At 65.2% G+C, this 17,222-nt stretch carries 14 protein-coding genes; 10 read left to right on the top strand and 4 right to left on the bottom strand.

Translation table 11 applies throughout. From position 1 onward, the window contains the following. Positions 1–502 precede the first annotated feature (502 nt). The 5 genes from KY501_RS47325 to KY501_RS47310 all read left to right on the top strand — a co-directional run bounded on the left by KY501_RS47325 (position 503) and on the right by KY501_RS47310 (position 8,819). Positions 503–2,137: a sigma 54-interacting transcriptional regulator gene (locus KY501_RS47325; RefSeq protein WP_224371758.1), complete on the top strand. Its 1,635-nt coding sequence runs from the start codon at positions 503–505 to the stop codon at positions 2,135–2,137. 188 nt (positions 2,138–2,325) lie between these two features. Continuing rightward, entirely contained in the window at positions 2,326–2,460 is a 135-nt protein-coding gene (locus tag KY501_RS53515) for a hypothetical protein (RefSeq protein WP_255637419.1), read from the top strand. Positions 2,461–2,980: 520 nt separating this feature from the next. Continuing rightward, positions 2,981–5,182, top strand: a complete 2,202-nt coding sequence (locus KY501_RS47320) for a VMAP-C domain-containing protein (protein WP_224371756.1) — start codon at positions 2,981–2,983, stop codon at positions 5,180–5,182. Beyond that, a complete protein-coding gene (locus KY501_RS47315; protein WP_224371754.1) occupies positions 5,179–6,174 on the top strand; it encodes an AAA family ATPase in 996 nt (331 codons plus the stop codon). The genes KY501_RS47320 and KY501_RS47315 overlap by 4 nt, the downstream gene beginning before the upstream one ends. After that, positions 6,171–8,819, top strand: coding sequence for an SAV_2336 N-terminal domain-related protein (locus KY501_RS47310; protein ID WP_224371752.1), 2,649 nt, complete (start codon positions 6,171–6,173; stop codon positions 8,817–8,819). The genes KY501_RS47315 and KY501_RS47310 overlap by 4 nt, the downstream gene beginning before the upstream one ends. 73 nt (positions 8,820–8,892) lie before the next feature. Here KY501_RS47310 and KY501_RS47305 read toward each other — a convergent pair whose 3' ends face one another. The 3 genes from KY501_RS47305 to KY501_RS47295 all read right to left on the bottom strand — a co-directional run bounded on the left by KY501_RS47305 (position 8,893) and on the right by KY501_RS47295 (position 10,987). Continuing rightward, positions 8,893–9,090, bottom strand: a complete 198-nt coding sequence (locus KY501_RS47305) for a helix-turn-helix domain-containing protein (RefSeq protein ID WP_224371762.1) — start codon at positions 9,088–9,090, stop codon at positions 8,893–8,895. A 989-nt stretch (positions 9,091–10,079) separates the two neighbouring features. Then, entirely contained in the window at positions 10,080–10,382 is a 303-nt protein-coding gene (locus tag KY501_RS47300; protein WP_224371750.1) for a hypothetical protein, read from the bottom strand. A 143-nt stretch (positions 10,383–10,525) separates the two neighbouring features. Beyond that, complete coding sequence (locus KY501_RS47295; protein WP_224371748.1) at positions 10,526–10,987, bottom strand: hypothetical protein; 462 nt, start codon at positions 10,985–10,987, stop codon at positions 10,526–10,528. Positions 10,988–11,122: 135 nt separating this feature from the next. Between KY501_RS47295 and KY501_RS47290 the strand changes: the two genes are divergently transcribed. The 5 genes from KY501_RS47290 (at position 11,123) to KY501_RS47270 (ending at position 15,555) form a co-directional block, all read left to right on the top strand. Beyond that, on the top strand, positions 11,123–12,562 hold the full coding sequence (locus KY501_RS47290) for a WD40 repeat domain-containing protein (RefSeq protein WP_224371746.1): 1,440 nt from the start codon (positions 11,123–11,125) through the stop codon (positions 12,560–12,562). 114 nt (positions 12,563–12,676) lie between these two features. Beyond that, positions 12,677–13,774 carry a sensor histidine kinase gene (locus KY501_RS47285; protein WP_224371744.1) on the top strand — a complete coding sequence of 366 codons (1,098 nt, stop codon included), beginning with the start codon at positions 12,677–12,679 and terminating at the stop codon, positions 13,772–13,774. Next, positions 13,771–14,514, top strand: a complete 744-nt coding sequence (locus KY501_RS47280) for a LytR/AlgR family response regulator transcription factor (protein WP_224371742.1) — start codon at positions 13,771–13,773, stop codon at positions 14,512–14,514. The genes KY501_RS47285 and KY501_RS47280 overlap by 4 nt, the downstream gene beginning before the upstream one ends. 103 nt (positions 14,515–14,617) lie before the next feature. After that, entirely contained in the window at positions 14,618–14,995 is a 378-nt protein-coding gene (locus KY501_RS47275; RefSeq protein ID WP_224371741.1) for a hypothetical protein, read from the top strand. Positions 14,996–15,009: 14 nt separating this feature from the next. Continuing rightward, on the top strand, positions 15,010–15,555 hold the full coding sequence (locus KY501_RS47270; protein WP_224371739.1) for a hypothetical protein: 546 nt from the start codon (positions 15,010–15,012) through the stop codon (positions 15,553–15,555). Between the two features lie 471 nt (positions 15,556–16,026). Here KY501_RS47270 and KY501_RS47265 read toward each other — a convergent pair whose 3' ends face one another. Next, positions 16,027–17,220 (bottom strand): SAVED domain-containing protein, encoded by a 1,194-nt coding sequence (locus KY501_RS47265; RefSeq protein WP_224371737.1) that lies wholly within the window; start codon positions 17,218–17,220, stop codon positions 16,027–16,029. Positions 17,221–17,222: the final 2 nt, after the last annotated feature.

The raw sequence follows: 17,222 nt of genomic DNA, 5'->3' as shown, positions 1-17,222 counted from the left end.
CGGCCCTGCGCACTCTTGGCGCTGTCGGCTTGGGCGGAGAACTGCTCTGAAATCGCCGGGTGGTTCACTGGTCCTCGGTGATCTCGGTGGAACTGGTTCACCCCGACCTCGGTGGCGACAGCGCGGACGATTCGTCCGCATCGGGAGACTCGGCGAGAAAAACAATCGGTGTTTCAGCAAGTTACGGGGGCACTGCCAGCAATGGCGTGCGGGGGGTGGCTCGCCAAACGGTTGAAGACACAGGGATGGGTGCTCCTCTCACATGCCAGGGCGAGTCCGCGCGCGCGGACTCTGCACCCGCGCGCTGCTTCGGACTCAGTCAGGAGTGGCCACCTGCCGCCTTCTGGCCGGAGGATTTTCACACGCGCTACTTCGCACTCAGTCCGCAGTGGCCACGGGTCGCCTTCTGCCCGGAGGCCCCCCACGCGCTACTTCGGACTCAGTCCGAAGTGGCCGCGCCCCCCCCATCCGATTCGAGCGAGATGTTCCCGAGGAGCCGTCCATGTCGGAGCTGGTGTTCTTTCGTCGAGGCGAGGAGGTGCTGCGCGTGGCGCTGGAGCGCCAGCGCCTGGTGCTCGGCCGCGCCGAGGACAATGACATCGTCATCCCGGATCCCCACGTCAGCCGCCAGCACGTGGCGCTCCTGCTCGACGGCTCGCGCTGCCTGCTGGAGGACCTGTCTGGCCATGGCACCCTGGTGGCCGGTCAGCCCCTGCACCGGGGCGAGCTGCCCGATGGCGCTGACTTGCGCCTGGGCCAGTGGAGCGCGGTGTTCCGCGAGCGCGGCACCACGGGCGCCGCAGGGCCCACCCGGACGGGCCACCGCACCGGCATCCTGGCTCGCCAGTCCCTCGAGGACGCGCATCGCCCTGTCCAGCTGCGCGTGAAGCACGGCACCACCGAGCGGCTCTACGTGCCCGGACCCGGCAGCTTCACCGTCGGCAAGGACCCGGACAATGACCTGGTCCTCCAGGACCGCTTCATCTCCGGCCAGCACCTCCAGGTGACTCCCTGCGAGGCGGGCTTCCACGTGCGGGACTTGAACTCCACCAACGGCACGTTCGTGGACACAGTACGCCTGTTCGAGGCGGAGCTTCCCCTGTACTCCGTGCTGCGCCTGGGCGAGACGGAGCTGCGCTTCGAGCCGCGCTCGCCGCGACAGCCGCAGGACTCCTTCCACGGCATCGTCGGCGCGGAGCCTTCGGTGCGGCACATGGTGGAGCTTATCCAGCGCCTGGCGCCCTCCCCTACCCTGGTGACGGTGCTGGGCGAGTCCGGCACCGGCAAGGAGCTGGTGGCGCGGGCGCTGCACGCCTGCTCGCCGCGCGCCCAGCAGCCCTTCATCCCCATCAACTGCGCGGCGCTCTCGCCCTCCCTCATGGAGAGCGAGCTGTTCGGCCACGAGAAGGGCGCCTTCACCGGCGCGGACTCCAAGCGCAAGGGCGCCTTCGAGGAGGCCCACGGCGGCACCCTCTTCCTGGACGAGGTGGGCGAGCTGCCGCTGGAGCTGCAGGCCAAGCTGCTGCGCGTGCTGGAGAACGGAGAGGTCAAGCCCGTGGGCTCCAATCGCCCCTTCCACGTGGACGTGCGCGTGGTGGCAGCCACCAACCGGGACCTGCTGCTCTGGGCTCGCAACGGCCGGTTCCGCGAGGACCTGTTCTACCGGCTGAGCCTCATGCCGCTGGTGCTGCCGCCGCTGCGCAGCCGGCGCCGGGACATCCCCGCGCTGGCCGAGCACTTCGTCCGCACCTACGCACCGCAGGGGCACGCGCCCAGGTTCACCGCCGCCGCGCTGGCCCGGCTCCAGCAGCACTCCTGGCCGGGCAACATCCGCGAGCTGCGCAACGTGGTCTGCCGCGCGCTGCTCGTGCGCCAGGGGCCACACTTGGACTCCTACGACATCACCTTCGAGCAGGAGCTCCACCGCGCTCCCGAGGACGCAGGGCCTCCGCCGCTCGAGCTGCCCGAGGGCGTCTCCCTGGACGAGATGATTCAGCGGCTGGAGCGCCAGCTCATCGAGAGCACCTTGCGCCGCTGCCACTACCGCAGGGACCTCGCCGCCAAGGAGCTGGGGCTGGCTCGCTCCTCCCTCTTCAAGCGGCTCAAGCTGTGGGGCCTCGGCTCCGAGGACGCATGAGCCTGCGGGGGGAACTCCCCGAGCAGTTCAGCGCGGGTCGCTCAGAGGCCAGCTGTAGGAAGCCTGCTCACACTTTTCAGGAAGCGAGCCCCTCCAGGGGCCCGGAGGGTGACGGGCGGATGTCCCGTGCCCATCTCTTTCCCAGGGGGAGCTGGGAGAGAATGGGACGAGGGCGAAGGTGGGCGGTGATGTTGACGCCAGCCATCGTGTGGGTGGGATGCGTCTCGTGTAGCCGTAACAAGGAGCAGTCGCAGCCCTTCTTTCTGCACTCGGAGATGGCCTCACGGGGCCCGGAGTTCGCCACGGCGCTCTACCAGGCGTGAACACGCGCATGGTTCCGGGCAATCACCTGCGCTGGGCCAACAACGGCGCTGTCTTCGACGTCATGGCGGAGGAACTGTCCCGCGCACGCTCCTCCATCAACATCGTCCTGTTCATCTGGCGTCCGGGACGCGCCTCCGAGCGGATACTCTCCATCCTCACTCAGCGGGCCCGGGCCGGCGTGGCCTGCCGGGTTCTCGTGGATCCCCTGCGGCTAAAGGACCGGGACACGGGCCCGGCCAACGGCTCGAGCGGCACCCAGCAGCAGCACTCCTTCCCCGCAGGGCCCTGGGCCGCACCCCGCCCATGGGCCTCCATTTCTCCCATCGTTCACGTGCCGTCTCCCTCAACCTGGGCAACCCGGCTGGCTCAGCGCACGATGTTCCTGGCCGGCAGAATCTTCACCGAGCCTGCTCGCAGCCGCACTTGCCCACTTCCACTTTCCCTGCGGGATATAGGTTGTGCTGTCATGTGCGTGCCTTCAACAAGGGAGGAGGCTTGGGCCGCAGCCTAGAAGACGCGTTGGCGGAAGCACTCAAGGATACCCAGCACACGCTCATCGTCGTTGGTTCGGGTGTCTCGATGGGGGCGTCCCCAGGGAGTTCCTGTGCCTCCTGGACAGGCTTGATCGAGGATGGAATCGACTTCTGCCTCAAGCAGAAGTTGGCCGACAAGGCGTGGGCGGACTTTCGGCGACTACAACTGGCGCAACCTGGCACGGATGAGCGCATCAGCGCGGCCGAACAGCTTCAACGCAAGATGGGAGGTCCACAGGGCTCCCGTTATGCCGACTGGCTAGAGGAGTCCGTCGGAGCCCTGCGGCTCAAGCAGCGGGACGTGGTGGATGCGCTGCATGCCTTCGGTACGCGACTGGCGACCACCAACTACGATGGCTTGCTTGAGGAGGCCACGGGGCTTCCGCCCGTGACATGGCGTAACGCCCGGGAGGTGGAGCGCGCTCTGCGCTCCGAGCCACCCGCGATTCTTCACCTCCATGGCCACTGGAAGGATCCTGAGTCCGTCATCCTGGGCATTCGGGACTACGAGCGCGTCCTGAACGACAAGGCGTTCCAGCAGCTCCAAGCAGCCATTGGAGCGCTGGGGACGCTCGTCTTCGTGGGGAGCGGTCTCGATGGGATGGGGGATCCCAATGTAGGGGCGCTATTCGAATGGTTGCTCCCCCTCTTCAGCCGGTCTCGTTACACCCACTATCTCCTCCTGCGTGACAACGAGTCCGCCGAGGCGGAGAAGAAGTACCCGCCCACGGGCAAGCTGCGGGTCGTCGGCTATGGCGCGAAGCACAGCGATCTCGCTCCATTCCTGCGCCGACTCGCGCAAGGCCACTCACCAGGGGGGGGCGGCGGTGGCTCTTCCCCAGGTGGTGGGCTCGTCCAGACACTCCAGGCAGCAAATGGGGTGCTCGACTCGAACCTCCGGTTCCTGCTCCGGAGGGCCCGTCGGGCTCCGGGAATGGACCCACGTCTCCGTGAGTACGCCGATCTCTACCTGCCGCGCCCCTATGCTGACACCGCAGAGCTGGCGCAGCTCGCGACACTGCTCAGGCGCTCTGGCCTCTCCTGGGAGAAGCTCTCCGAACTCTGCCGGATGAGTCTGTCCGAGGCCTGCCGTGGCGACTTCGACCAGTTGCGCCCCGGCCCGGACATGCTCGAGGAGCTTGTCGACATCCTCTCTGAGATGCCGTCGCGGCCATACGAGCGGCGCACCTTCCCACTCCTCGAGTTCGCACTGCGTGTGAGCAAGCACCCGGAAGAACTGCCAGTTCGCGCGGAGGTGAGGACATGGTTCAAGCGCGCGGCCAAGACGATGGGTGTGGCCCCCGAGTCCGTGACGCTTCCGGTGGCACAGTTGCCTGACAAGCTCCACCTGCTGGTGAAGATCGAGCCCTTGCCCCGTGCGCGATTCAGTGTCCAGGCCTGGCTCGATGACGGCGGAGAGATCCAGACTCTTCAGGCAGAGACACGCTGCACCAAGAAGGCGCTGCCAGGCGTCCTTTGGGAGCTCCGAAAACACACCGCCATCCAGAGTCGTCTCCACCAGATTGGACGGCAGAACTTGATGTTCGAGTTCATTCTTCCTCGGGAACTTCTTCTCGAGGAGGTGGAGCACTGGGTCATCGAGAAGGGGAGCGACCCTGTTCCGATTGGTATTCGGCACCCTGTTGTCGTCCGCTCACTGGAGCGCATCTATGCTGAAGTCCGCTCAGATCTCGATGAAGAGTTCCTCGATGCGGCGACGGACTGGCGTCAGAAGTGGCAGGCCATGCAGGCGCTTGCCGAAGGCGCCTTGCCTGTCTTCAGGATTGCTTCCCTGACGGACCTCGAACGGACACGGCTGCTGTCCATGCTGCTGAAGAAGGAGATTGCCTGTGTGGCGCTGGAACTCTCTCCCAGCAACTGCCCAGTGCAGACGCGCCGGGACGTCCTGAAGACGGTCATCGGCAAGGGCATCCCGATTGCGCTCTGGACGCGGGGGGAGAAGGCCGCTCCCACACAGCTTGGCGCTACCTTCGAGCGTCTGCTCACGGAGGTGCTCGAACTGCCGAGTCGCGTCCTCGATGAGCGGCTGAGTGCCTTCGAGAGCAACAACCCGCATCACGCAGGCCAATCCCTGACCCTGCTCTTTGATTCCCCTGACCGCGTGCCACCGGATGCTGTTCCCGGGTGGGACTACCATGCGCCAGGCGTGTTGGAGACCCAGCCATGACCACTGCTTTCAAGGACTGGTGGATCTACCGCGGCACTCACACTCCCCACGATGGCATCAAGGGTCTTCCCAAGCCTCCGCCCTGGCGCGCTCCCCGCGCGGTAGGGCCGCTGATCGATCGCCCCCTCGCGCTCGGTACAGCTTCACACCCCTTCCAAGCCAGCGCGGAACAGATCGAGCTCGTCAATACCGCGCTCTATCTGCGGCGTCCCTTGCTGGTGACAGGCAAGCCTGGCACGGGCAAGTCTTCCCTGGCCCACGCGGTCGCGCACGAGCTAGGCCTGGGGGAGGTACTCGTATGGCCCATCAGTACTCGCTCGACGCTGATGGATGGGCTGTACAGGTACGACGCGGTGGGCCGGCTCCGAGAAGCCGCACGCAAGCAGGAGCGTGATGGAGAAGGGGACGACTCGTCCGTCGCGGATTTCCTCCAGCTTGGGCCGCTGGGTACAGCCCTGGCGCCATGGCGCGTTCCCAGGGTGCTGCTCATCGATGAGATCGACAAGAGCGACGTGGACCTGCCCAACGATCTGCTGCACGTCTTCGAGCAGGGAGCGTTCGAGATCCCCGAGCTGGCGCGGAGCACCCAGCCAGATGAGACGATGCTCGTTCGGTCCTGGAATGGCCATCAACGGCTACCCGTGGTGGGGGGCCGGGTCGGCTTCCACGAGTTCCCGTTGATCTTCCTCACCAGCAACGGTGAGCGGGAGTTTCCCCCTGCTTTCCTGCGCCGCTGCCTGCGGCTGGAGATGAAGGAGCCCGGAGACAAGGAGCTGTCCGCCATCATCCAAGCCCACCTCGGCAAGAGCGCTGTCCCCAAAGCCAGGCCGCTGATCGAAGAGTTCCTGAAGAGGCGTGGCAACAGCCAGCAGCTTGCCACAGACCAGCTCCTGAATGCCGTCTACCTCGCGACTCGCCGGACTGGCATCGAGAAGGATCTGCCCGCCCTGGTAGATGCCATCTTCCAGAGCCTCTCCGCAGGCGACGTATGATCGACGAGCTGGTTCAGACTTTCCGGGCGGCGGGCCTGGACCTGGATGCACGCGAGATCGCCGAGGCTCTATGGCTCGCGCCTTTTCTCGGGGCTGCGCCGGATTCTGCGGCCGCCATTCAGGTCCAAGCGGACATCCAGGCCAAGACAGCGGAAGAAGGGCCTGCGAGGAAGCCGGCCTCGTCCGAGAAGAGGGAGGAGCTTCAGGAATCGCGCGTGGAAGCCGGTATCTCCCAAGTGGGCGGCGCCCCGGTGAAGAGCGGACGCATGGTGCCTTTCCGGAGTCCGACCGCGCCAGCACTCCCGCACACATTACCTATGGGGCGCGCGCTGCGACCGCTCAACAGGCGTGTGGATTCGCCGCACCGGTGGGAACTGGATGAGGAGGCCACCGTTGAGCGGATCGCCCAGACGGGCCTCTGGGAGCCCGTTCTCCGGGCGAGCCGCACGCGTTGGCTCAAGGTCGCGTTGGTCGTGGATGCCAGTCGCTCCATGACGATCTGGCGGCGGACGATCTCTGAGTTCCGCGCGTTCCTCCGTCACCACGGGGCTTTCCGCGATGTTCGGGTGTGGTCGCTCAGCACCGAGGGCAACGCGGTGTGGCTGTACCGTGGAATGAAGGGTGCCGAGAAGAATGCTCCCAGGCGCCACCCCCACGAGTTGCTGGATGCTTCTGGGCGGCAGTTGGTGCTCGTGGTGACCGACTGTGTCGCGCCCGCATGGCACACCGGGGCGGAGGGCCAGCTCTTCAAGGTCTTTCATGACTGGGGACGGCACCTCCCGGTGAGCATCCTCCAGTTGCTCCCGCAGCGGGTCTGGCTCCGAACGGCTCTGAGACGCTACCCCGCGCTGTGGGTACATGGGCCGGGGCCTGGAGTGCCCAATACGCGGCTCGTCTATGGGCCCTCTGTCGGTGTCCATGGCGCAGGCTTTCAAGGTGGAGCACAGCCTGCCCTGCACAAGGTGCTGCCGGTTCCCGTCGTGGAACTGGAGAAGAACTCGCTCGCGGCCTGGGCGGAGGTCATCGCTGGCGCTCCGGGTGGGTGGAGCCCGGGGATCCTGCTGCGACAGCCTGCACCCGACCGGAGGTCTGTCTCACGACAAGGGCCTCCAGATGCGCATGTGTTGCTCAGACACTTTGATGCAACCGCATCACCCCAGGCCCGAAGGCTCGCACGCCTGCTGGCCGCTGCGCCGCTGACGTTGGATGTGATGCACCTGGTCCGGCAGACGCTGCTGCCGGAGGCTGAGCATATCCACCTCGCGGAGATCTTCCTGAGTGGGTTGTTGGTGGAGGTTCGCTCCGAGGCATCCGCAGAGAACGAAGTGCAGTACGATTTCGCGCCAGGCGTGCGAACTCTCTTGCAACAGAGTTCGCCATTCCCAGACTCGTTCCAGGTACTGCGCTGTGTCTCGGAGATGATCGAGCGGAAGCTCGGCAGGACGCTCGATTTCTCGGCGATGCTCATGGACCCCACCAGCGGTGATTCTGAGCTGGTGGGCAAAGCCCATTGGCCCTTCGCCCAGGTCGCTGCGGGCCTGCTCACTCAGCTAGGAGGGGACTACAAGAGATTGGCTGAACGGTTGATGGGAGCCGCTCCAGCAAACCCGGAGTCAGAGAAGCAGGAGGCTTCCGCTCAGAAGCGCAGTACTTCCAAAGCCAGTGCCAAGAAGGCGGATTTGCACGGCAGTGGAGTGTCTCTGGTCGCTCCAAGCGATCGGCCCGAAGGGATTGAAACCAACTGGCCGGAAGAATCTGGCGTACGACTTGCCCATGCCCAGGGTATCCGCGGCGGCGGTGTCATGCTGGGAGTACTCGCCACTGGTGTGGACGCAGACCACCCCGAGCACGTTGGCAGGCACATCGACTTTCGCTATGTCTCGCTCTTCCCGAATTCGCCGCATAGTCCGGCGCAGGACATGCGCGGATTTGATCCGGACGGCTTTGGCACGCACGTGTGCGGCATCGCCGCTGGCAAGTTCCACGGGGTGGCGCCAGAGGCAGACCTCTTCGTCGCGTCGGTCATTGAGTCAGAGACCATCCGTATCAGCTTAGGCCGAGTAGCCGCTGGCATTGAGTGGATGTTGCATTGTTTTTCTCGCCCTGAGAACGCCACGCGCCCTGCTGTCGTCTTGATGCCTCTAGGGTTCCCACTTGAAGCTCCGCAAGGAATGTCGGCAACAGAATACAGAAACATATTGAGGTCCCTCCAAACGCTGACGAGACGACTCCTGGATAGTAATATCCTGCCTGTCGTCGCAGCAGGAAACGGTGGGCCCAACACAGTCAGTTATCCAGCAGCGTTTCCGGAATGCCTGACTGTCGGAGCCGTTGACAATGACCGTCGGGTGGCTTCTTACTCGGCCAGTGCTGTCATCAACAAGCGGGTGGTGCCCGACGTGATGGGTTATGGGGTCAATGTATACTCCTCCACCATGCGGCGGAGTGACAGCAGAGCGCTCTATGAGCGAATGAGTGGCACTTCTATGGCAGCGGCCTACGTAGCCGGCATTGCCACCCTCTATCGTTGCCGTGCCCCCGATCTGACGGCAACGGAGGTACGGGATGTGATACTGGCTAACACGCTCCGCGTACGACGATCGCGCAACCATCGGGCGGGTGTGGGCTTGGCCGTGTTCAGATGACGGAATGGCGTCTGGTGGCTCGGGTGAAGAACCGCCGAAACCCACCTACGCCCTGCTTCCAGAAGGAACTCCTTCAAGCCGAGCGGAACAGCTCGATGGTGCGCGCGTGGAAGCCGCGGGCTCGGGGGTGGAGACACTGGGGAGCAATGAATGGCAGAAGCTCGCTCCCCCGGAACCGCAGCGGGCGGCCCACGCGGAACGCGCCTGGAGACTGGCCACGCGACACCCTCGCGTACACGCCCTTGGGGCTGCACCCGAGAAGGCGGGCCACCTCCTCGGCTGTGGAGATAGATGGTTTTGTCAAGCAGGAATCCCCGTCACCCCTTCCCGCCCCCCTGATTACGCCTCACCCGCACTGTGACAGGTATGGGGGCGATGCCTGTCCTTTGTCTTTGGTCCTTATCCATCCAGAGGTTTACGGAAGCTCGTGGATTCCCCGCCTCATTTTCCTTTGAGCTTGCTCCCAAATAGGGAATAACCTGGCCATTCCGATTAAACCTGAGTTGGCTAGGAGGAGGCCTACTCAGAGAAGTACCTCATTGGCTCCTCTATTTTCAGATGGGAAAGGAACTACCTATGCGAATCAAGACAGGAATTCCCGCGTTACTGGCGATGGCAATGCTGGCGGCTGGGTGCGGAAGGAGTGACGTCTCCGAGAATGAGGAGTCCAATATCGCAACCCGGGAGGATGGGCTGACCTGCACCCAGAGCGGGGTCTCGCCACAGCTCGCAGCGCTCCCCGGGGGCCCGTACCAGAACTGCCAGGGTGGCGATATTCCACGAAGCGAGCTTCAGTCCGGCACCCAGCCTTGGAGTGGGTGCTGCGGTGATCTCCTCCGAACCTGCAGGGTTACGGGCTATTCGACCCAGAATACAGTCACCTGCTACACCTATAATGGGACCTGCACCCAGGGCGGGGTGTCTCCACAACTCGCAGCGCTCCCCGGGGGCCCGTACCAAAACTGTCAGGGCGGCACGATGCCACGGATCGACGTTCAGTCCGGTACCCAGGCTTGGAGTGGGTGCTGCGGCGATGTCGTCCGAGCCTGCAAGGTCACGGGCTATTCGACCGAGAATTATCTCTCCTGTTTGTAATTGAGCTTGCCGGGGTCCGAGGTGGAGGACCGGGAGTTCCGCCGCCCACCCGCGCTCCTCCACCCGCTCCTCCCCTGCCACACCTTGCAGGGGAGCCACCCGCCCCGCCTATCTCGCCTACCTCAGGGCTCTCGAGTTGCTGTTAGGCTCCGGGAGGATGAGCGCTCACAGAAATCGACCGACCAGCGATTCAAAATGCAGAACAAAGTAGACCAGCGGCACGATATTGCCCAGGATCAGCGTTGGGATCAGCCACGCGATCGTGATCAAAATCGAAGCTTCGTTCAGATAAATAAAGAAATTAAAAAGCAGAAGTCCTAAGTACAAATCAGCGGTGACTTGTCGGCCCCATTTCAGGGCCATCACGGTCCGCAAAGAGCGCCAGAAGTTTTCGGTGCGACTGGCGTAAACGGTGTAGCCAGAAAACAAAACCAAAAGTGCGAGCGCGGTCCAGCGGACGAATTCCATGTCAGTGCATTACTCCAGCTTCTGGATAAACCTCAAGCCATGCAGACTGCCCTGGGGCGGCTTGAGCCTCGCCGCCGTCAACCGCTACCTCGACATCAGGGCGCGCAGCCTGCTCTGAGGCGGGCTGCGCGGGGGAACGCCGCCTACGGCTCCCCGCCGCCGCCCGGGTGGTAGCCCGTCACCTGCAGAGACACGAAGATATTGGAGGTGCTCGCCGTGGCCCCAGTGCTGTCGGTGACCACGCCGCGCCAGATGGAGGTGTAGGCATTCTGGTCGCCCACGGGGATGTAGTTGTTGAAGTCCGTAGAGGCGCTGTTTGGGTTCACCGCGTAGCTGCTCGGGTCTCCTGACAGGCGTTGCCAGGAGTAGGAGTACGGGGGAACGCCGCCCGTCGCGTAGATCACCACGGGCGGATCTTGCTGCGGGCCCGCCGGCCACCGCCAGACCATGTACCAGGACGAAACGCTGGACGAGGCGGACAGGGAGCTCAGGCTCGCCGTCACGGACAGAGCCGCGCCTTCCGTCTGCGCATCCACCGGCCCCTCACTGCCTCCGCATCCTACGAGTGCCACCGCCGCCATCAGCGCTGCCATCTTGCTTGTCATGTGTCCTCCTGGAAATCAGCTTTTCCCAGACTAGCCCGGGAGGTGTTAGCAGTGCCAGTCACTCTTTCCATGCACGGGAGCGCCGGGCCTCGCGCGTCGTTGACGCGAACGTTCGCTCGCGAAAAACTGCATCTGATGACGATTCGCGCCGAGGACTTTCAGTTCGTCGTGGATTACGTCGCGGGTGACGGCCTCACGGGATGGGTCACCACCGCGGTGCGCGCGCTTGTCGCTGCGCGCGAGGTCCACGGGTTCGTCGTGCCCTATCATGGTCCGGGTATGTTCGGCGACGTCGCGAAGGCTGAGCGCGTGGGCGTCAGCATTGTCGGCACGAAGCGGGGCGCGATGCTCATGTCGTTCGCCGCGTTCGATGCCGATGGTGACGCGGTCGCGTGGAGCGTTGACATCGTCCCCGGGACACTGCGGAAGATGTCGCCGGAGCAGTACGTGCTGTATCCCGACGAGGCCGCGGCGAAGGCGGGCTATCACTCGCCGACCGCCACTCAGCGCGGCTTCACGCCAATCGATGCGCAGCTGAAGAAACAGCTCATCCGCACGACAAAGCCGACGGCAAAACCCGCACCCATGAGCCACGAGGGCGACATCATCGCGCTCGCAGCATCGCCCGATGCCACCACGCTCGTCTCGACGGGCCATGACGGTGCGATTTGCATCTGGGACGCCACCACGGGCGAGCGACGTCATCGCATCACCTCAGCCGGCGGACGCGGGATGCAGTTCCTCAATGCAATCGCGATGAGTCCCGACTCGAAGAGCGTCGTCGGAGGAGCGCGGGGACTGAAACGTTTCGATCTCGCGACGGGCAAGGTACTCGCCGAGTACGCCGGGCATCCCAAGGGCGAAGTCGTGGCTGTGACGTTCGCCCCATCCGGGAAGTACCTCGCATCGGCGAGCGCGAGCGTCGTCAAGGGGGGTGACAATACGGTCGCGCTATGGGACGCGAAGAGCGGCAAGCGGCTCGGGCTGTTCGCGCACGGCTCTCCCACGGGTGCCGAGGTGCACTTCACCACCGACGAGAAGCGGGTCTTCGTGCTCGTCGAGCGTGAAGATCAGCTCGGGACCGATCAGATCGAACTGGCCGTGCCGTCGCTGAAGAAGCTCGGTCGCGAGCTCTACGCGTGGCACGGCCCGTGGCGATTGCGCCAGATCCTCGACGAAGCGAATGCGGACACCCGTGGTCTCGACAAAGCCATCGGCAACGAGAAGGCGCTTCGCTACACGCTCGCGGCGCTGAAGAAGAAGAAGCTCGACACGACCGAGGTGCAAACCCACCTCGATGACTTCATCGCCGCCGAGAAGCGTGCGAAGAAGACCGACGCCGCCATCAAGCTCGCACCGGATTACCTGTCACCGGACCGCAAGCAGGAGGTCTTCGGCAACACGGTCCACGACGCGAAGACGCACAAGAAGCTGCGCACGCTCGCGGCAGATGGCCATGTGTCGGAGTCGATCTTTTATGGTTCGCCGAAGGCATTGCGCGTGTTCGGTGTCGTCGACAAGCGCACGCTGGCTGTCTGGGATGCGAAGACCGGCAAACGCCTGCTGCCACGCTAGCAGTTGCTTCCATGCTGGCGGCGGGTCTGCATCCCCCGGCAGCCGCTCGTCGGAAGGGAGTGACCGTTCGTCGGAGGCATTTTCCGACCATGGGCCCGGAGCTACCGTGGCCCCATGGGAGATCCTGACGCCCCGAGTGCGGACAACCGCCCCCCCAAGGTCCACAGTCCAGACGAGGCCGAGCTGTTGCCCCGGGAGATGGTGTGGCTCTACCCCCTCAGCGCGCTCGCCGCCGCGCCGCTGCTCAAGCACGACCTCTTCTCCGTGCCCCTGGACGTCGCGCTCGGGATGTTGGTGACCGCCTTCATGCCCTGGGTCGTGCTGTCGCCCACCTTCCACCTCCTCTACCGCTGGGTGATGCCAGGGCTGCTCCGGCGGCTCCGGAGCCCGGCGGCAAGGGGCGCCCTGCACCTGGTCGTCACCTTCGCCGTGGCCATCGGGATGGCCTGGCTCATGAGGCCGTGGATGGGCCGGTATGGCGGCAGTCCGAACGGCCCGCTCCATTTCTACGTGACGTGCGTCATCATCTCCGGGGCCGTTCTCTTCCCAGCGCTCATCGTCCAGCGGCTGCGCAACCGGGCACTCCTCAGCGAGCGCATGGCCCAGGCCGAGCGTCAGGCGGCGCTGCAGGCCCAGATCGAGGCGCTGCATGCGCGCATCCAGCCCCACTTCTTCTTCAACACCCTCAACGCGGTGGCCAGCTTCATCCCCCGGGATCCCGAACTCGCGGAGCGCACACTCGAGCGACTGGCGGATCTGTTCCGCTATGCCCTGGAGAGCTCGAAGACACGCATGGTGCCGCTGCGACGCGAGGTGGACATGGTGCGCGACTACGTCGCCATCCAGCAGGCGCGCTATGGCTCGCGGCTGAAGGTGGAGCTCGAGTTCGATGAGGGCTCCGCCGGCTTTCATGTGCCGCCGCTGCTGCTCCAACCGCTGGTGGAGAACGCCATCCTCCACGGACTGGCCAACCGGCAGCAGCTCCACGTGAGCATCCGCATCCGGCGCGAGGAGAACCGCGTCACCCTGGCCGTGGAGGACGACGGTCCGGGGCCAGGCGCCTCGGAGCACCGAGGGACCCAGACGAGCGTGAGGGATCTCCGCGAGCGGGTGCTGCTGGTTTACGGCGAGCGGGGAGCCTTCAAGCTGGAGCCGGCATCCACGGGCGGGTGCAGGGCGCTCCTCGCACTGCCTTTGGGAGGCATGACATGAGGGTCCTCATCGTGGATGACGAGGAGCCGGCGCGCAGCCGCCTGCGCCGCCTGCTCGAGGCGGTGGCCGGTGTGGAGGTGGTGGGCGAAGCCGGGGACGGCCATGAGGCCCTGCGCCAGGTGGAGGTGCTCCAGCCCGAGTTGCTGCTGCTGGACATCCGCATGCCGGGGCTGGACGGGTTGACCCTCGCGCAGCGCTACACGGATCTACCACCGCTGATCTTCGTCACCGCGTATGACGAGCACGCGGTGCAGGCGTTCGAGGTGAACGCCGTGGACTACCTGCTCAAGCCGGTACGCCCGGAGCGGCTGGCTGCGGCGATGGAGCGCGCGCGACTGCGCCAACTGGCCACTCGGGAGTCGGTCTCCCGGGCGCTGGAGACGGTGTGGCCGGCGGGGGCCTCGACGCGCGTCGTCACCAGCACGCCCGGGGCGATCCGCTTCTTCGACGCGCGAGACATCACCCGCTTCTGGGCTGCGGACAAGTACACGCTCTTCCACGCGGACGGCGCGGAGCAGGTGACAGAGGAGTCACTGAGCTCCCTGGAGGAGCGCCTGCGCGGGCGGGGCTTCCTGCGGGTGCACCGGGGGGAGCTGGTGCACGTGGGCAGCATCAAGGCACTGCGCACCCTGGAGGGCTCGTTCGCGGTGGAGATGCGGGACGGCCAGGTTGCCCGGGTAAGCCGCCGTCTGCTGGCGGCGGTGAAGGAGGGACTCGGGCTGAACGGAGCTCCGGGGTGAGCGGAGCCGCCGCTCGTCGTCCAGCAGCCGCCGTTCATCCCCGCCGGTGGGCCGCTGGTCGGGCGTCGCTCGGTGGGCAGGTGCTGCTCTCTACCTTGGGGGCATGAAACGCACGCTGCCGTGGATGATGGCCCTGGGCGGACTGGTGGTGCTGACCGCCGTCGCGTCTCGCTCCTCGACAGGGAGCAACCCGCTCGTTCGCTACTCGCTCGCCGCCGCCGCCCGCTACACGGTGTGTGGCCACGTGGAGGAGCGCCTGCCGGCTGGCAGCTACCTCTACCTGCGGGTGCGGGACGCGGCGGGAGTCCTCCACTGGGTGGCCACGCTGCGCTCCTCGGCCGTTGGGACGCCGGAGGTCTCGGTGCGGGTGCTGGCACGTGCGGAGAGTTTCACCTCGGCCAGGCTCGGGCGTTCCTTTACCCCGCTGCTCTTTGGCGCCGTCTCCGAGCCGTCCTCTTGTCGTCCTGAGTCGTCCCTCTGAAAGGAGCTGCACCCATGAAGCGCATCCTCACCTCCTGCCTCGCAACACTCAGCCTGCTGGCCTGTGACTCGACGAAGCAGATCGATCCGCCTCCTGCCGTGGAGGAGCTGGCTGGCTGCACCCGCGAACGGTTGGAGGAGGATCTCACCCGCGATCTTCCGCTGTCCGGGCCGGCGGTCCGCGAGGACGGAACCCTGGCGCCCGGCCAGTACATCCTGAGCAGCACGTACCTGAAGATGAAGACGGACGCGCAGGCCCAGGCCCGCTTCCAGGAGCTCATCGGCCCCATCAACGAGGCGCTGAGCCGCCAGCCAGGGCTGATGGCCGTCGCGTTCGCCTCCTCCGAGCGCTGCAAGACAGCGCGCACGTTCACCGTCTGGAAGGATGAAGCAGCCATGTACGAGTTCGTCACGGGGGACGCCCACCTGGCGGCGATGAGCGCCGTGAGCGAGGTGAGCCGCGGGGGCAGCATCGTCACCCACTGGCCGGACGACGAGCGGGGGGCCTCCTGGGAGAAGGCGGCACGACAGCTCGGCGCCGACGAGGGGCCATTCTACTGACAACGCGGGTGCGTCCCGGCCCGCCGCACCCACGTTGTCCCTTCCGCGCGAGGTTGGGCGCGGTACACCGTCCTTGTTGGAGCCGCTCCACAGACGCATAGGAAGAATTGGCGGCCTCTTTCGCGTCCACGCCCGGTGGTCTTTCGCTCCGCCAGGCTTCGGTGGGAGGGGCCGAGGCGCCTGGGGCGCGAGAGGCCTCGCTCCTGGCGCGCATCCACAATCCTCATGTTCCCCGGCTCGAGGCGCAGGGGGAGACGATCTCCCGGAAACGCGGGCCAACGATCCGCGTGACTGCAGCTCGCCTAGCGAGGCAACGCCTCGAACTGACAAGGCCTTGAGACATCGCGGGGGCCCGGGCGATCTCGCTCGCCGCGATCGAAATCCTGCGCTTCTCGCGCATCGTCTCCAGCCATCGCGTCTCGCCCCAAGCAGGGCCGGGCTGGCGGCGATGTCAGGATTGCTGCGAGATGTTCACGCATGGCCCTGATCGATCCTTAGGCAGAAGATGAAGCAGCCCTTCACGGCAACATAGTCGTAGACGATGAGAGCGGGCTGAGCTTTAGGCAAGACTTGGTGCCCACAAGCGATGGCGATGGGTGCTGGCACTGCAGAGAAAAGATGAACGTCGCGCGCGCTTGGGTGCGCCCCGACAATCATCGAGAGGAGTTGACGGTACGTAGCTTCGAACCGAATCAGGTCGTTACGAGTGCGCAGGAAGTCCGTACCAGGTGGTTGCCCTTCAAGGGCAATCTCGTAAACAGTGAACTGGCTGTCAATGGCGGCGGGGAGTCGCTCGGCAGCGATGGGACCGCTCAGGGGCAAGACGACCGCCACCTTCGTCAGGTCGGCGCCGCTCCGCAACGTGCGAATGCTAAACTGAGCGGGCGAGCCTTCAGTCTTCCACCCCCAGTCCTGGGTATCCCTGTGCCGCTGGAAGAGTTCGACGGGGATCTTGCTGCTCAGCTGCGCGCCCAGCGCGACAAGAAGCGGAATCGGTGCGAGGGCAAAGAGCGAGATGTGCCTGACCGCATCCACGTCCGTCCCTTTGGCATACAACATCCGGACTTCACGACGGATCACTTCCTGAGCGGCCGCGTAGAAGGCGTCACCGTCGTCCGATAGAACAGTGAGGTCGATGAGATGGGGCTTGCGACCGGCCGGGTATCTCGGTGCCACGGCCTTCCTGACGTCCACAAGTGGGATTTCCACCGGTTGGCCGTGGATGCTCGACTTGAGCTGCACCACGACTGTCTGAAGATGTGGACCCAGGCCGGTGAGGTGGTGGATACGCTCCTCGTGCTCGCGCTTATGGGCGTCTAGCACCAACCGTGAGAACTCCTCCGGTCGATCGTCGATGAGCTTGTGGCAGCTCGGACAGAGGAGCAGAAGATTCTTGAGTGCGTGAATTTCCTCGGGACGTTCAGGATCCTCTCCGCGGGGTCCGCCCTCGCGGAAGCCCACGATGTGCGCGGCCTCCGCGAAGTTTCCGTCAGTGCCAGTGACGTGGTGCTCATACAAGAAGAGGTTGCAGCCGCGGAATTCGCATCGCCCGCCCGCGGCAACGGCCAGGCGTAGCTTGGTATCCGGTGGCACCTTCCGGGTAACGACTGCCGACGAGGCCTTCTTAGACCTGCCCGGGTCGTCAGAGGAGCGAGTACTGGGCATTC

Origin of the sequence: Hyalangium versicolor, assembly GCF_020103695.1 — a bacterium.
Lineage (GTDB): Bacteria > Myxococcota > Myxococcia > Myxococcales > Myxococcaceae > Hyalangium > Hyalangium versicolor.
Note: the sequence above shows the minus strand (reverse complement) of the source record. Positions and strands in the feature narration are given on the sequence as shown.

Bases quoted from the DNA above. Each gene is read 5' to 3' on its own strand.
- KY501_RS47265 (WP_224371737.1), bottom strand. From the start codon at position 17,220: ATGCCCAGTACTCGCTCCTCTGACGACCCGGGCAGGTCTAAGAAGGCC.
- KY501_RS47325 (WP_224371758.1), top strand. From the start codon at position 503: ATGTCGGAGCTGGTGTTCTTTCGTCGAGGCGAGGAGGTGCTGCGCGTG.
- KY501_RS47270 (WP_224371739.1), top strand. From the start codon at position 15,010: ATGAAGCGCATCCTCACCTCCTGCCTCGCAACACTCAGCCTGCTGGCC.
- KY501_RS47300 (WP_224371750.1), bottom strand. From the start codon at position 10,382: ATGGAATTCGTCCGCTGGACCGCGCTCGCACTTTTGGTTTTGTTTTCT.
- KY501_RS53515 (WP_255637419.1), top strand. From the start codon at position 2,326: ATGTTGACGCCAGCCATCGTGTGGGTGGGATGCGTCTCGTGTAGCCGT.
- KY501_RS47295 (WP_224371748.1), bottom strand. From the start codon at position 10,987: ATGACAAGCAAGATGGCAGCGCTGATGGCGGCGGTGGCACTCGTAGGA.
- KY501_RS47290 (WP_224371746.1), top strand. From the start codon at position 11,123: ATGACGATTCGCGCCGAGGACTTTCAGTTCGTCGTGGATTACGTCGCG.
- KY501_RS47285 (WP_224371744.1), top strand. From the start codon at position 12,677: ATGGGAGATCCTGACGCCCCGAGTGCGGACAACCGCCCCCCCAAGGTC.
- KY501_RS47280 (WP_224371742.1), top strand. From the start codon at position 13,771: ATGAGGGTCCTCATCGTGGATGACGAGGAGCCGGCGCGCAGCCGCCTG.
- KY501_RS47310 (WP_224371752.1), top strand. From the start codon at position 6,171: ATGATCGACGAGCTGGTTCAGACTTTCCGGGCGGCGGGCCTGGACCTG.
- KY501_RS47315 (WP_224371754.1), top strand. From the start codon at position 5,179: ATGACCACTGCTTTCAAGGACTGGTGGATCTACCGCGGCACTCACACT.
- KY501_RS47275 (WP_224371741.1), top strand. From the start codon at position 14,618: ATGAAACGCACGCTGCCGTGGATGATGGCCCTGGGCGGACTGGTGGTG.